Source organism: Nocardia iowensis (assembly GCF_019222765.1).
GTDB lineage: Bacteria > Actinomycetota > Actinomycetes > Mycobacteriales > Mycobacteriaceae > Nocardia > Nocardia iowensis.
Window position 1 is genome coordinate 8,420,511 of sequence record NZ_CP078145.1, and the last position, 14,357, is coordinate 8,434,867.

The 14,357-nt window shown below is 66.6% G+C and carries 13 protein-coding genes and 1 riboswitch; of the genes, 8 read left to right on the top strand and 5 right to left on the bottom strand.

The features are described from left to right. Positions 1 to 20 precede the first annotated feature (20 nt). The 3 genes from KV110_RS38910 to thiC all read left to right on the top strand — a co-directional run bounded on the left by KV110_RS38910 (position 21) and on the right by thiC (position 4,000). A complete protein-coding gene (locus KV110_RS38910; protein WP_218472087.1) occupies positions 21 to 1,424 on the top strand; it encodes a lipase family protein in 1,404 nt (467 codons plus the stop codon). 134 nt (positions 1,425 to 1,558) lie between these two features. Then, entirely contained in the window at positions 1,559 to 2,041 is a 483-nt protein-coding gene (locus KV110_RS38915) for a VOC family protein (RefSeq protein ID WP_218472088.1), read from the top strand. 208 nt (positions 2,042 to 2,249) lie between these two features. Further along, a riboswitch (TPP riboswitch) is annotated at positions 2,250 to 2,357 on the top strand. Further along, positions 2,351 to 4,000 carry a phosphomethylpyrimidine synthase ThiC gene (gene thiC / locus KV110_RS38920; protein WP_218472089.1) on the top strand — a complete coding sequence of 550 codons (1,650 nt, stop codon included), beginning with the start codon at positions 2,351 to 2,353 and terminating at the stop codon, positions 3,998 to 4,000. (Overlaps the previous riboswitch by 7 nt.) 74 nt (positions 4,001 to 4,074) lie before the next feature. On the opposite strand, the gene KV110_RS38925 is transcribed toward thiC, so the two are convergent. Continuing rightward, positions 4,075 to 4,941: a hypothetical protein gene (locus tag KV110_RS38925; RefSeq protein WP_218472090.1), complete on the bottom strand. Its 867-nt coding sequence runs from the start codon at positions 4,939 to 4,941 to the stop codon at positions 4,075 to 4,077. 129 nt (positions 4,942 to 5,070) lie between these two features. On the opposite strand from KV110_RS38925, the gene KV110_RS38930 reads away from it, so the two are divergent. After that, entirely contained in the window at positions 5,071 to 5,889 is an 819-nt protein-coding gene (locus tag KV110_RS38930) for a MerR family transcriptional regulator (protein ID WP_218472091.1), read from the top strand. Between the two features lie 84 nt (positions 5,890 to 5,973). Here KV110_RS38930 and KV110_RS38935 read toward each other — a convergent pair whose 3' ends face one another. Together KV110_RS38935 and KV110_RS38940 are read right to left on the bottom strand one after the other, a co-directional pair. Then, positions 5,974 to 7,512, bottom strand: a complete 1,539-nt coding sequence (locus KV110_RS38935; RefSeq protein WP_218472092.1) for an MFS transporter — start codon at positions 7,510 to 7,512, stop codon at positions 5,974 to 5,976. A 148-nt stretch (positions 7,513 to 7,660) separates the two neighbouring features. Continuing rightward, the gene (locus KV110_RS38940; protein ID WP_218472093.1) at positions 7,661 to 8,218 is read right to left on the bottom strand and encodes a TetR/AcrR family transcriptional regulator; all 558 of its coding nucleotides are present in this window, start codon (positions 8,216 to 8,218) and stop codon (positions 7,661 to 7,663) included. A 39-nt stretch (positions 8,219 to 8,257) separates the two neighbouring features. On the opposite strand from KV110_RS38940, the gene KV110_RS38945 reads away from it, so the two are divergent. Continuing rightward, positions 8,258 to 9,502: a KasA/KasB family beta-ketoacyl-ACP synthase gene (locus tag KV110_RS38945; protein ID WP_218472094.1), complete on the top strand. Its 1,245-nt coding sequence runs from the start codon at positions 8,258 to 8,260 to the stop codon at positions 9,500 to 9,502. A gap of 40 nt (positions 9,503 to 9,542) precedes the next feature. Here KV110_RS38945 and KV110_RS38950 read toward each other — a convergent pair whose 3' ends face one another. Then, on the bottom strand, positions 9,543 to 10,190 hold the full coding sequence (locus tag KV110_RS38950; protein WP_246634233.1) for a TetR/AcrR family transcriptional regulator: 648 nt from the start codon (positions 10,188 to 10,190) through the stop codon (positions 9,543 to 9,545). A gap of 85 nt (positions 10,191 to 10,275) precedes the next feature. On the opposite strand from KV110_RS38950, the gene KV110_RS38955 reads away from it, so the two are divergent. Beyond that, positions 10,276 to 11,361 (top strand): epoxide hydrolase family protein, encoded by a 1,086-nt coding sequence (locus KV110_RS38955; RefSeq protein ID WP_218472095.1) that lies wholly within the window; start codon positions 10,276 to 10,278, stop codon positions 11,359 to 11,361. 174 nt (positions 11,362 to 11,535) lie between these two features. Then, complete coding sequence (locus KV110_RS38960; protein WP_218472096.1) at positions 11,536 to 12,159, top strand: NAD(P)-dependent oxidoreductase; 624 nt, start codon at positions 11,536 to 11,538, stop codon at positions 12,157 to 12,159. Positions 12,160 to 12,192: 33 nt separating this feature from the next. On the opposite strand, the gene KV110_RS38965 is transcribed toward KV110_RS38960, so the two are convergent. Next, a complete protein-coding gene (locus tag KV110_RS38965; protein ID WP_218472097.1) occupies positions 12,193 to 13,341 on the bottom strand; it encodes a GTP-binding protein in 1,149 nt (382 codons plus the stop codon). Positions 13,342 to 13,432: 91 nt separating this feature from the next. Between KV110_RS38965 and thiD the strand changes: the two genes are divergently transcribed. Next, the gene (gene thiD / locus KV110_RS38970) at positions 13,433 to 14,278 is read left to right on the top strand and encodes a bifunctional hydroxymethylpyrimidine kinase/phosphomethylpyrimidine kinase (RefSeq protein WP_218472098.1); all 846 of its coding nucleotides are present in this window, start codon (positions 13,433 to 13,435) and stop codon (positions 14,276 to 14,278) included. The last annotated feature ends 79 nt before the right edge of the window (positions 14,279 to 14,357 follow it).

The window sequence follows — 14,357 nt, forward strand, 5'->3', positions numbered from 1 at the left end:
TGATGAGGAAGGACGCATACGTGTCAGTGATCAAAGGGGATCCGACCGGCCGCAACCGCCGATCGGTACGCATGGTCGCCGTACTGGTGACGATGGCCGTCGCCATGGCCACCGTGCTGCTGACCGGCGTAGTCACTCCCACGCCGGCCGCCGCAATCCCACTCCCACACCAGGATTCGTTCTATCAACCCACCGAAGGTTTCGAAGCGACGGAGCCGGGCACCATTCTCCGCTCGCGCGAGGTTCGCCTCGCGGCGCTGACCGTGCTGCCGATCAACGTCCGTGCCTGGCAGCTGCTCTACCGCACCACCGACCTGAACGAACAACCCACCGCGGCGGTCACCACCGTCATCCTGCCCGCGCTCGCCGACCCGAACCGGTCCCGGCCGCTGGTTTCGCTGCAGTTCTACTACGACAGTGCCAATTTGGACTGCTCACCGTCGTTCGTGCTGCAGCAGGGGTCCGGGTTGGCCGGTCTCGAAGGCATCCACTCGCAGAGCGAGTTGCTGGGGATCGCGGCCCTGATCAGCCAGGGCTGGGCGATCTCGGTGCCGGACTACGAGGGCGTCAACGGCCACCTCACGGTGCCCAAGGAGCCCGGCTACATGACCCTCGACGGCATTCGCGCCGCCGAGCGGTTCGAGCCGCTCGGCCTGGACGGTGCGAATACGCCGGTCGCGATGTGGGGCTACTCCGGTGGCGGCATGGGTTCCGGCTGGGCGGCCGAAATGCAGCCGACCTACGCGCCGGAGCTGAACGTCAAGGGCATTGCCCTCGGCGCGCCCACGTCGGATGTCGTGTCGCTGCTGCACGTCAACGGGTCGATGTTCTCCTCCCTGATCGGCATCGGCATTTCCTCGCTACGCAAGGCCATCCCGAAGTTCAAGGAGGCGGCCGATCGGTACCTGACTCCCGAGGGCCGGGCGCTGATGGACCGGACCGAGCGCCAGTGCCTGCCGCGCAACGCGCTCACCCAGATGTTCGTCGACTACGGGCGCATGCTGACCATCTCGATTCCCGAGTTCCTCGCGGTGCCCGAGATCAAAGAGGTCTTCGAGTCGACGGTGCTCGGACGGAACATCCCCACCGCGCCGATCTTCCTGTACCAGGGCGTCTTCGACGAGGCGGTGCCGGTGTGGACCAATGATCGGCTGAGTCAGCAGTGGTGCGCGGGTGGCGCGTCCGTCATCTACAAGCGTGACCATCTCAGCGAGCATCTGACCCTGCCCTCGCTGGGCATGGCCGACACGCTCAACTGGTTGAAATCGCGCCTGGCACCCAACGCACCGGACCAGGTCGGCTGCCGCACCGAGAACGTGGTGTCCATGCTGGCCGATTTCAACGCGCTGCTGACCCAGATCGAGATCAACTTGAACGCCACCTTCGGCGCACTCGGTTTCCCGATCGGCCCGCGCGAACGCTAGTAGTCGCACCAATGCCTGGCCCTCGACCGGAAACACCGGTCGGGGGCCAGGTTTTTTGTTCCGCTGCGATGAATTCCGCCCTGCCGCATCGTCTGTACAGAGACAACGCACCGACATCGGCCGGGAGGACCGCCATGCAAAAGATTGTCACCAACCTCTGGTACGACACACAGGCTGAGGAAGCCGCCGAGTTCTACTGTTCGCTGTTCGCCGACTCCAAGATCACCGACGTCCAGTACTTCAGCGAGTCGAGCGGGCGGCCGTCCGACCTGCCCATGGTCGTCGACTTCGAACTCAACGGCCAGAAGTTCACCGCCATCAACGGCGGCGGCGATTACCACTACACCCACGCCATGTCGCTGCTGGTCAACTGCGACAGCCAGGACGAGGTCGACCGGCTGTGGTCGGCGTTGCTCGCCGACGGCGGCAAGGAGATCGAGTGCGGCTGGCTGAACGACAAGTACGGCGTCCCGTGGCAGATCTGGCCGAGCGAGGCCTACGAACTGGTGACCGGCGACGACCGCGAGGCCATCAACCGCGCCATGCAGGCGATGTACGGGATGAAGAAGATCGTGCTGCAGGAGATGCGAGACGCGTACAACGGCAAGACGAAATGAAGTAGCGCACCCTGATGCGCCCGAGCTCGTCGGCGAGCTCGGGCGTTTTCGCACTCCCGGACAACGCGTCCGGGTCCGCTTCCGAGGTGAAGTGCGCAGTGTCGGATCTACCGGCGGCGGGCCTGTTGTCAGCGGTGCCGACTTGGATGTTCCTCCGATCATGGGGCGGGCGGTCGGGGTCGGGAGGTAGGGTCGGGCTGGAAAATTTCACACCGCCAACGGGGGCTCGCACCAGCGGGCTGAGAGGACGGCTAGGGCCGTCGACCGTATGAACCTGACCGGGTAATGCCGGCGTAGGGAGGAAATATTATGGCTGCTGCTACGTCCAAAGACGGTTCCGAAGTCATCGACACCGTCACCACCGGACCGATCGAAGGCAGTGTCAAGCACTACACCGAGGTGGACGGCCTGCGCATTCCGGTGCGCCGGGTCAATCTGACGAACGGCGAGCATTTCGACGTCTACGACACCTCCGGCCCGTACACCGATGACACCGCGGACATCGACCTCGAAGCGGGTCTGCCGAAGCTACGCGATACCTGGACCAAACCCGAGGTCGCGGGGCCGCCGACCCAGCTAGCCTGGGCGCGGCAGGGCATCATCACGCCCGAGATGCGCTTCATCGCCGCTCGCGAGGGTGTGTCGCCGGAAATGGTGCGGGACGAGGTCGCGCTCGGTCGCGCGGTGATCCCCGCCAATCACAAGCATCCGGAACTGGAGCCGACCATCATCGGCAAGAAGTTCCTGGTGAAGATCAACGCGAACATCGGCAACTCGGCCGTCTCTTCCTCCATCGCCGAGGAGGTCGAGAAGATGGTGTGGGCCACCCGCTGGGGCGCGGACACCATCATGGACCTGTCCACCGGCAAGAACATCCACGAGACCCGCGAGTGGATTCTGCGCAACTCGCCCGTCCCGGTCGGCACCGTGCCGATCTATCAGGCACTGGAAAAGGTGAACGGCGATCCGACCAAACTCACCTGGGAGATCTACCGCGACACCGTGATCGAGCAGTGCGAGCAGGGCGTGGACTACATGACCGTGCACGCGGGCGTGCTGCTGCGCTACGTGCCGTTGACGGCCAAGCGGGTCACCGGCATCGTCTCCCGCGGCGGATCCATCATGGCCGCTTGGTGTTTGGCGCATCATCAGGAATCGTTCCTGTACACCAACTTCGCGGAACTGTGCGAGATCCTGGCGAAGTACGACGTGACCTTCTCCCTCGGTGACGGCCTTCGTCCCGGCTCCATCGCCGACGCCAACGACGAGGCGCAGTTCGCCGAGTTGCGCACCCTCGGTGAGCTGACGAAGATCGCGAAATCCCATGGCGTGCAGGTGATGATCGAGGGGCCGGGTCACGTGCCGATGCACAAGATCGTGGAGAACGTGCGGCTCGAGGAGGAACTCTGCGAAGAGGCGCCGTTCTATACTCTCGGCCCACTCGCCACCGATATCGCGCCCGCCTACGACCACATCACCTCGGCCATCGGCGCCGCGATCATCGCGCAGGCGGGCACGGCCATGCTCTGCTACGTCACCCCGAAGGAACACCTCGGGCTGCCAAATCGGGACGACGTCAAGGTCGGTGTGATCACCTACAAGATCGCCGCGCACGCCGCCGACCTGGCCAAGGGGCACCCGCACGCGCAGCAGCGGGACGACGAATTGTCCAAGGCGCGGTTCGAATTCCGCTGGCGCGACCAGTTCGCGCTGTCGCTGGATCCGGACACGGCCCGGGAATATCACGACGAAACGCTGCCCGCCGAGCCCGCCAAGACCGCGCACTTCTGCTCCATGTGCGGTCCGAAGTTCTGCTCGATGCGCATCTCCGCCGATGTCCGCGAGTACGCCGCGCGCAACCAGCTCACCGACGTCGAGGCGATCGAGGCCGGGATGGCGGCCAAGTCCGCCGAGTTCGTCGACAAGGGTAACGCGGTCTACCTGCCCGTCGTCTCGTAGTTCGGCGACGGGTTCGCTTGTCGATCAACGTATCCGGTTCCCGCGCATCCCTCGGTGTGCGGGAACCGGTCGTTTCAATCCCTGCGCATGATCTCGAGCAATGACTCGAGGTGGTCGGCGGGGACGACTTCCATCCAGTCGCCGGTGCCGCGGATGGTGGCGGCAATGTCGACGGTGATCCGGTTGCGCCACCAGTAGATCGCGCGGCTGACCGGCCTCGACTCGGCTTCGCCCGCGACGAGCAGTTGGGCCAGCAGGCTGGTTCCGGCGAAGACGGTGGGGCCAGTGATCGGATGGATCAGCAGGTGGGTGTGGCCGGGGATGACCAGCAGCGCGCCCCACGGGCCGACCACCGGATAGTCGTCCAGCCAGCGCACGTGTGCGGTGACGAAATCCGTGGCGCCGTAGAGCATTTGGATATCCACGTCGTCCATGCCGTCGATGTCGGCGGCCGTCAGGTCGAGCCTGCTCGCCGCGCGGGTGTTGTGCTCGGCGATGTCGAACAGGTCGGATTCCGTTGCGCCCCAGCCTTGCGCGTTGCTGTAAGTCACCGGGGTCATGATGTCGCCGAAGTCGATGAGCACCCGCTGCAGCAGGCCCGGCGCGACCAACCGCCGCACATCGTTGATCAGTCCCTTGGTGCGCGCCGAGCAGAGCCGGGTCCGCAACAGTGGTCGCACGGAGGCAAGCCGTGACGTATCGAGGTGGCCAGCGGCCAGATCGGCGATCTGCATCTCCAAGCGATCCCGCACCAGCGTCGACCACAGCTGCCGTGGCGCGCGAGCGACCCGACGCTCCAATCGGGTGAACGGAAGAACGATCCGCCGGGATCCTCGCCCGGTGAGCACGAACTCGCCGGCGGATTCCCCACACGCATACCCGTGCCCCAACGCCACCTCGTTCACCAGCAACTTCAACAGACCTGACGACGACTCGCGCATGATCCCCCGCTCTTCGCCGGTTCCACTACAGACAGTGTATCGAACATACGTTCGAAAGTGACGGATTACTCGCACTCATCAGAGGCGAGGTCGTCGGGGCTCACCGGCCCGGCTGACAGACTGGACGGCGTGACTGATCGAGCCTTCGATGACACCGAGGTAGGCGCTGGTCTCACCGTCGGTGCCGTCGCGTCGCTCGTGGGCGTCACGGTTCGGGCGCTGCATCATTGGGATGCGATCGGACTCGTCCGGCCGTCCGAGCGCACCAACGGTGGCTACCGGCTCTACACGGCCGCGGACCTGGCCCGTATCCATCGGGTGCTGGTCTACCGCGAGTTGGGTGTCCCCCTCAACGACGTCGGCGCCTTGCTGGACGCACCGGCAACCGATGCGACGGCATCGCTGCGCCGACAGCGCGACCAGCTTCGCGAGCGCGTTGCCCGGCTGCAACAGATGGGCGACGCGCTGGATCGGCTGATCGAAGCCAGGGAGTCCGGCATTCTGTTGCCCGCCGAGGAGCAGGTGGCCATCTTCGGTCAGCACTGGCAACCATCCTGGGTGCACGAAGCGCGCGATCGTTGGGGCGACACCACCCAGTGGGCGCAGTATGCCGAACGCGCCGCAGGCAGGACCGCCGAGGAATGGCAGCAGATCGCCGAGAGCGTCGAGGCACTCAATGCGGATCTGGCCGCGGCACATCGCACTGAAGTTGCCCCCGGTAGCGACCAGGCCAACGCACTGGCCGAGCGGCACCGCGCATCGATCAGCACCTATTTCGACTGCACCCACTCGATGCACGTCTGCCTGGGCCGGATGTACGCCACCGACCCTGGCTTCACCGCCTTCTACAACACCGTCTCCCCCGGCCTGGCCACCTGGCTCCGCGAAATCATCGACGCCAATGCCCGTGCCAACGGCATCGCCCCCGAATCAGCCACCTGGACCTAGCCCCCGGTCGGCGATGAGTGGCACATGGCTCCGACGAAGCGAGAAGCCCTCGCCACGGTGTGCCACTCGCGGTGAACACGGCGGTTAGTGGGAACCGGTGACCCGGAAACCTTTGGGGACCAACCGGACTGCGACTACAGCAACGGCGGTGACTATGGCGGCGGAGAGGTAGGCGGTGGTGGTGAGGGCCGCGTCGAAGGCGTGACGGGCGGCGGCGAGGACCTGTTCGCGGGACGCATTGTCCAGGCGGCTCGCTACTTCCACGGCGCCACCGACGGATTCCTTTGCGGTGCCGAGGTTTTCGCCGCGCAGCGGGAGGTCGACCATGTTGTCGGTGAAGACGCGGGCATGGATGCTGCCGAGCAGGGCGACGCCGAGGCCCATGCCCAGTTCGTAATTGGTTTCCGAGACCGCGCCTGCCTGCCCGGCACGTTCGGGCGGCACCGCGGAGACCAGGACGGCGGCGGCCGCGGTGATCGCCAGGCCGTCGCCGAGACCGAAGGACACGAGCACCAGTGCGACAACGGGATACGTCGTCGGTTCCGGGCTCAGCGCCAAACCGAGGAAGCCGACGGCAAGCGCGCCGAGGCCGATGGCCAGCACGGCACGAACGCCGATGTGCTGCATCAACCACGGGGTCGCCAGCGACGCGACCAGCAGGGTCAATGCCGAGGGCAGGGTGCGCAGACCCGCCTCGAACGGCGAGTAGCCGTGCACGTACTGCAACCACAGCGAGATCAGGAACAGCGCGGCGCCGATGGCGAGCATGGCCAGCAGCGTTGCGATGGCGGCCGCGGCGAACGCGCCGTTGCGGAACAACCGCACGTCGAGCAGCGGATCGGCGGCCGCGAGTTGGCGGCGGGCGAACCAGGCGAGCAGCAGCACACCGAGCAGCAGGATGATCCAGTCCACCGGGTCGGGCGTGCCCTTGGCGATATGTTTGATGCCCCATGCCAATCCGACGATGCCGGCGATGGACAGCACGGCCGCCAGCCAGTCCAGCGAACCTGATTGTGGCGCACGGTATTCCGGCAACAACCAGGCGCCGACCGCCACGGTGAGCAGGACCACCGGCACGTTCAACCAGAATGCCGACGCCCAGCCGAAATGCTCCACCATCACGCCGCCGACGATCGGGCCGATGGTTGCCCCCGCACCCGCCACCGCGGCCCAGATGCCGATGGCGAGGGTGCGTTCCTTCGCGTCGGTGAAGATGTTCCTGATCAGCGACAGCGTCGACGGCATCACCATCGCCCCACCGACGGCGAGCAGCACCCGGCCCGCTATCAATTGCCACGAGCTTTGCGAGGTCGCCGCCACCACCGATGCCAGACCGAAGAGCACGAAACCAACCAGGAACAGCAGCTTGCGGCCGACCCGGTCACCGACGGCCCCCGTGGTGATCAGCAGGCCGCCGAGCACCAGCCCGTAGACGTCGATGATCCACAGCTGCTCCAGCTGCCCCACCTGCAGGTCGCCGATCAGCGACGGCAATGCGACATTCAGGATCGTGGCATCCATCGCCACCAGCAGCAGGCTGGCGCACAGCACGGCGAGCATCACCCATCGCACGCCGCCGACCGTCGGCGCCGCGCCGACCGGCTCCGGTCCGCTCGCAGCCATCCCGCCTCCTCGCTCGCCCGCACCCAGCATTCACCGCGCTTCAGCAAACACCAAGTAACCGCGCCGCCTTCCTCGCACACCGGCTCAGCCCTGATCATTCGAGGCTGGGCGCGCGAAAGTGGCCCCACGAAAGGCCGACGAGCGGGTGTCAGGGGAGGACTTGATCGATCAAAAGGCGAGCGGCGCGGTCGGTGCGGGCGGCATCACCGGTGATCAGGCGGTCCTGCAGGATCCCACGTAGGCCCGAAACCAGCAGTGTCGCTACCAATTCCGGATCCGCAACGGAGCCGAGGCCGCGCAAGCCCACAGCAAGGGAATCAATAAAGGTCGCGATGGCCGTCTTCGCGTAGTCGGTGTACGGACTGTGCGCGGTACAGGCCGCGCCGAGCACCTGCAGCATCACCCTGACGCTGGTGCGGCCGGCGCCGGAGGTGTTGGTTGTCCAGAATTCCCACAGGCGGGCCCGCAGCGTCGCGACATCGTCGACCTCCGCGAACAGCGCCGCGACGTCCGGGCGCTGCGTGGCCAGCGCCTGGACCAGGAGTTCTTCCTTGGTCGTGAAGTAGTAGATCAGCATGCGCGAGCTGGTACCGAGCTCGGCGGCGAGCGGACGCAGCGACAGGTCCACGAGGCCGTGGTCGGCGATGTAGCGCACGACGGCAGCCAGCAATTCGGCGCGTTTCGCGTGGTCGAGGGGACGGGCCATGAGTTGACTGTAGCGATTGGTACAGGTATCCATGACATCGTGACTGTAACAATCGCTTCAGAAACTCGGGATGCCGTCGTCGTCACCGGTTACGCGGCCACCACAGCACTGGCCGAGGACATGGATACGACCTGGTCCGAGCTGCTGCTCGGGCACAGCGGCATCGGCGTGCTCGACGAGGACTTCGTCGCCGAGTACGACCTGCCGGTGCGGATCGGCGGGAAGCTGAAGTCACCGCCCGGCGCGCAGCTGACCAGGGTCGAGCAGCGGCGACTGTCCTATGTCGAACAGCTGGCACTGGTGCTCGGCCGCGTGGCCTGGCGCAAGGCGGGCGCCCCGGAGCTGGACGGTGAGCGGCTCGCCGTCGCCATCGGCACCGGGCTCGGCGGCGGGGACGCGCTGATCAACGCGGTCGACGCGATGCGGGCCGGCGGCTACCGCAAGGTGTCGCCGATGTCGGTGCCGATGGTGATGCCGAACGGACCCGCCGCCACCGTCGGGCTCGAAATCGGCGCCAAGGCAGGGGTTTTCGCACCGGTGTCGGCGTGCTCGTCCGGCTCCGAGGCGATCGCGCAGGCTTGGCGGTTGATCAGCACCGGCGAGGCCGATGTCGTGGTGACCGGCGGCGTCGAAGGCCACATCCACGCCGTGCCCATCGCCAGCTTCGCCATGATGCGGGCGATGAGCACCCGCAACAACGAGCCGCAGCGGGCGTCCCGGCCGTTCGATCGGGACCGGGACGGATTCGTCTTCGGCGAGGCGGGCGCGCTGCTGGTGCTCGAATCGGAGCGGCACGCGCGGGCCCGCGGCGCCGAGATCCACGGCCGGGTGCTCGGCGCTGGCATCACCTCCGACGCCTACCACATCGTGGCCTCGGAGCCCGAGGGCGTCGGCGCGGCACGGGCCATGCGAAAGGCGATACAGACTGCGGGCCTGCAGGTTTCGGATATCCAGCACATCAACGCACATGCGACCTCCACCTCGATCGGTGATGCGTCGGAGGCCAACGCGATCGCTGCCGTCGCTCCGCACGCCTCGGTCTATGCCCCGAAATCCGCACTCGGCCACTCGATCGGCGCGGTGGGCGCACTCGAATCACTCGTCACCATGCTCACGCTGCGCGACCAAATCGTTCCGCCCACATTGAATCTCGACAACCAGGACCCGGAGATCGAGCTCGATATCGTCGCGGGTGCAGCACGCGAACAGCGCATCGACTACGCCCTGAACAACTCGTTCGGCTTCGGCGGACACAATGTCGCGTTGGCATTCGGCCGGGTCTAGTACCTGGATGTCGACCGCAACCACGTCCCGCTCGCGCGAGTCAGGTCCGCCGCTCCCAGCGCCAGGCGAACTCGCCCGGCTGGGGTGGTGGGCCGGGGAGGTCGCCGTCGGCGGTCAGACCTGCCAGCAACATGGCGAGGACGCGGCGGCGTAGTTGCGCGGTGCGGGTCGGATCGGGCATCGAGATGGCCGCGCACGATTCCAAGATGAGGCCGAGGTCCTGCGGGGTGACGCCCGGACGGAGACGACCGGTGGCGTGGGCGCGGCGCACGATCTCCTCGGTCACCTCGGCCGAGTGCATCACCTCGGGCAGGAACGAATCATCCGGGGTGAACGTCCCCGCGAGGTGGACCGTCAGCGAGTGCACGTCGGCGTCGACGACCCGCTCCAGGAATCCGACCAGGCCCTGCCAGCCATCCGAATCCGCCAGCGCCGCATCGGCTTCGGCGTTGTAGCGACGCAACCCGTCGTAGCAGAGGGTGCGCAGCAGGACTTCTTTGCTCGGGTAGCGGCGATAGAGCGCGCTGATGCCCACCCCCGCGCGTTCGGCCACGGCGGCGATCGGAGCATTGGCGTCGGCCAGGAAAACGGCGCGCGCGGCGGTCAGGATGAGGCCGTCGTTGCGGGCCGCCTGCGCCTTACGGCCGGGCAACCCCTTCTGAGCTGGGGCAGCTGATGTTTTCGACATGATTTCAGGGTAGCACTTGAAACGGAATGATCCGTTCTGCTACTGTTCAAACAGAACGAAGCATTCCGTTTCACAAGGAGCTCAGATGACCACCATCACCCCCTTCCGCATCGCCGTCGACCAGGCCGATCTCGACGATCTGCAGGCGCGGCTGGCCCGCACCCGCTGGGCCGACCAGATCCCCGGCTCGGGTGACACCTACGGCGTCAGCGTTGATCGGGTCCGCCACCTGGTGGACTACTGGCGCGACGGGTTCGACTGGCGCAAGGTCGAGCAGGAGCTCAACGCCTACCCGCAGTTCACCACCGAGATCGACGGGCAGAACATTCACTTCCTGCACGTGCAGTCGAAGCAGGACAACGCCTTCCCGTTGATCCTCACCCACGGCTGGCCGGGCACCTTCATCGAATTCCTCAGCGTCATCGAGCCGCTCACCGCTGCCGGATACGACCTGGTGATCCCCTCGGTGCCGGGTTACGGATTCTCCGGCCCGACAACGGAAGCCGGGTGGAACGACACCAGGATCGCCAAGGCGTTGGCCGAGCTGATGCGCCGGCTCGGGTATGACAAGTACGGCGCGGTTGGCAATGACGGTGGCGCGCAGATCTCCCCCGAGCTCGGCCGCGTAGACCCGGAACATGTTGTTGCCGTCCAGGTTTCGCAGGTGTACTCGTTCCCGTCCGGCGATCCGGCGGAAATGGCCGACCTGACCGAGGACGAGGCGCAGTCCTTGGCGACCCTCGATTGGTTCGTCAAGAACAAGATGGGCTTCAACATCCTGCAGTCGCAGCAACCGCAGACGTTGGCGCACGCGCTGATGGATTCGCCTGCCGGGCTCGTCGGCTGGAACAGCCAGCTGCTCGGGCCGGACCTCGACGACGACTTCGTGCTGACCAACATCGCGATCCATTGGCTCACCGGCACAGCGGGTTCCGCGATCCGGCACTACTTCGAGAAGGCCAAGGCCGAGAAGCCGGCCGAGCCGATCGCCGTCCCGCTGTCACTGTCCGGTTCGAAGGGCGACTTCCACGGCATCCGCCGCTTCGCCGAGCGGGACCACAGCAACATCGTCTCGTGGCGGACCCACGACGTGTACACGCACTACCTGCACCACGTCGCGCCCGAGTTGATGTCCGGCGAGATCACCGAGTTCTTCGCCCAGTATCGCTGAGGCCCTACCGCACGGCCCGTACCCGCCTCACCGGGTGCGGGCCGTCGCATGTTCGGCACGCTCGAGACAGTCTCTTATGTCATCGAGACTCACGGCCATGGTTCGTCTCACTCCGCACTGTTGTACTGGATTCAACAACAGCTCAACAGCTTTCAAAACCAGGAGAGAAACACCATGAAACTCGTAGTCTTCGGAGCCACCGGCACGGTCGGTCGTCTGGTCGTCGAGCAGGCCCTCGAAGCGGGCCACGAGGTTACCGCCTTCACCCGCAACGCGTCGGGGATCACCCAGCGGCACGACCGCCTGCGCATCGTCGAGGGCGACGTGCTCGACACCGGCTCGGTGGAGCGGGCCGTGACCGACCAGGATGCCGTGCTGGTCGCCCTCGGCGACGGCCGCAAGGGCATCGTCCGCGCCGCGGGTACCCGCGCGATCATCGAGGCGATGAACCGGACCGGGGTGAAGCGGCTGATCTGCCAGAGCACGCTCGGCGTCGGCGACAGCCGCCCCAACCTGAACTTCCTGTGGAAGCACCTGCTGTTCGGGATGCTGCTGCGCCGGGCCTACGCCGACCACGTGGCGCAGGAAGCGTACGTCCGCGCCAGCGATTTGGACTGGACCATCGTCCGCCCGAGCGCGTTCACCGACGGCCCGCGTACCGGCAACTTCCGCCGCGGCTTCCCCGGCGACGAACCCGGACTCACGCTGAAGATCGCCCGTGCCGATATCGCGGACTTCATGCTCGAGCAGCTGACCGACACGACCTACCTGCACCAGGCCCCGGGCATCTCCCACTGAGGCCAGGGTGCGAGCAGTGCGAGACCTACGCGATCAGGCGTGCTCGTGTAGGTCGCCCCAGGCCGGGAACGGGTCACGGTAGGTGGCCCATTCCGCGGGCCCAGCCGCGAATTCCGCATCGGTGAGCAGGGCGGCATCGAGCAAGGCGCGGACCCGGACCCGGTCCAGCTTGATGCCGATGAAGACGATCTCCTGCCCGGCAGGCACTTCCAGCGCCGACCACCACGCGGCGGGCTCGAAGACGAGGTTGGGTCCGGCCTGCGACCAGACGGCCGCCAGCGTGGCCCGGCTGGCGATCCAGCAGAAACCCTTGCTACGCAACAACCCTCGCAGTTCGCCGAGCGCTTCGGACAGGCGCAGCGGATGGAACGGACGGTCCGCGGTGTAGGTGAGGCTGCGGATGCCGTACTCCTCGGTCTCCGGCGTGTGCCCGCCCGCCAATTCGTCCTCCCAGCCCTCGGCCTCGGCGGCGACAATGGGGTTGTACCGACCGGTGCCGAGCACGTCGGCCAAGTCGACGACACCATTGGTCGTACGCAGCACATGGGCCCGCGGATTGAGCTTGCGCACCGTCGCTTCCACGGCACCGGCGGCCGCCGCGCCGACCAGGTCGGTCTTGTTCACCAGCAGTACGTCGGCGAATTCCACCTGGTCGACCAGCAAGTCGGCGATGGTACGCGCATCACCCTCGCCCGCTTGCAGATTCCGCTCGGCCAATGCCTGGCCGCGGGCCACTTCGGCGAGGAACGTGGACGCGTCGACCACCGTCACCATGGTGTCCAGCCGCGCGATATCGCCGAGCTTGAAGCCGTCCTCGAACTCCCAGTCGAAGGTCGCCGCCACCGGCATCGGCTCGGAGATGCCGGTCGACTCGATGACCAGCTGATCGAACCGGCCCTCCCGCGCGAGGCGGCCCACCGCCTCGATCAGGTCCTCGCGCAGCGTGCAGCAGATGCAGCCGTTGGTCAGCTCGACCAACTTCTCCTCGGTGCGGTCCAGATGGCCCTGCCCCGCGACGAGCGCGGCGTCGATATTGACCTCGCTCATGTCGTTGACGATGACCGCGACCCGGCGGCCCTCCCGGTTGGCGAGGATGTGGTTGAGCAGCGTCGTCTTGCCCGCACCGAGGAAGCCGGACAGCACGGTGACGGGGAGCAGATCGGAGGTCGGTGACGTGGTCATTTCTTAATGATAATGGTTTTCATTTACTGTCGCTGTCCGGGGTCGCCGGTTGCGCGCCGCTGCGTGGGCGAACGGTCGTAGGGTTTGTCCCGTGAAGTTGTTGCCATTGCCCCCCGACGGGCAGACCCCCGTTCGGGTGCTCACCATTGCCGGGACCGACTCCGGCGGCGGCGCCGGAATCCAGGCCGATTCGCGCACCATGGCCCTGTGCGGGGTGCATGCCTGCGTGGCGGTCGCGGCGGTGACGGTGCAGAACTCGGTGGGAGTCAGCGACTTCCACGAGATCCCGCCGCACATCGTGGCGGGCCAGGTGCGCGCCGTTGCCACCGATATCGGCATCGGCGCCGTCAAGACCGGCATGCTGGCCTCGACCGCCATCATCGAGGCCGTCGCTGAGGTCTGCCGCGAGGTGGGCATCGGCCGGGACGGGCGGGTTCCGCTGGTCGTCGATCCGGTCGCCGCCTCCATGCACGGCGACCCGCTGCTGCACGAGGAAGCGCTGGACGCGGTGCGGCACACGCTGATTCCGCTGGCCACGGTGGTGACGCCGAACCTCGACGAGGTCCGGCTGATCACCGGAATCGACGTCACCGACGACGCGTCGGCCCGCCGTGCCGCGATGGAACTGCACAAACTCGGACCGCAGTGGGCCATCGTCAAGGGCGGGCATCTGCGGTCCTCGGAGTACAGCACCGACCTGCTCTTCGACGGTGCGGAATTCCTGGAGTTCACCGCGCCGCGGATCAGCACCGGCAACGACCACGGCGGCGGCGACACTCTCGCGGCGGCGATCGCGTGCGCATTGGCGAACGGGTATTCGGTACCGGAGGCGGTGGAATTTGCCAAGGACTGGACCTACCGCTGCCTTGCCGCCTCGTATGACCTCGGCGCGGGCCACGGCCCGGTTTCGCCGCTCTGGCGGTTGCACAAGGACTGACCGCGGTAATCGGCGGGGAAGCCGCAGGGACTCGAGCAGTAACCAGGTGCCCGACCCGGCATTCGGGGGCTAATTCTTG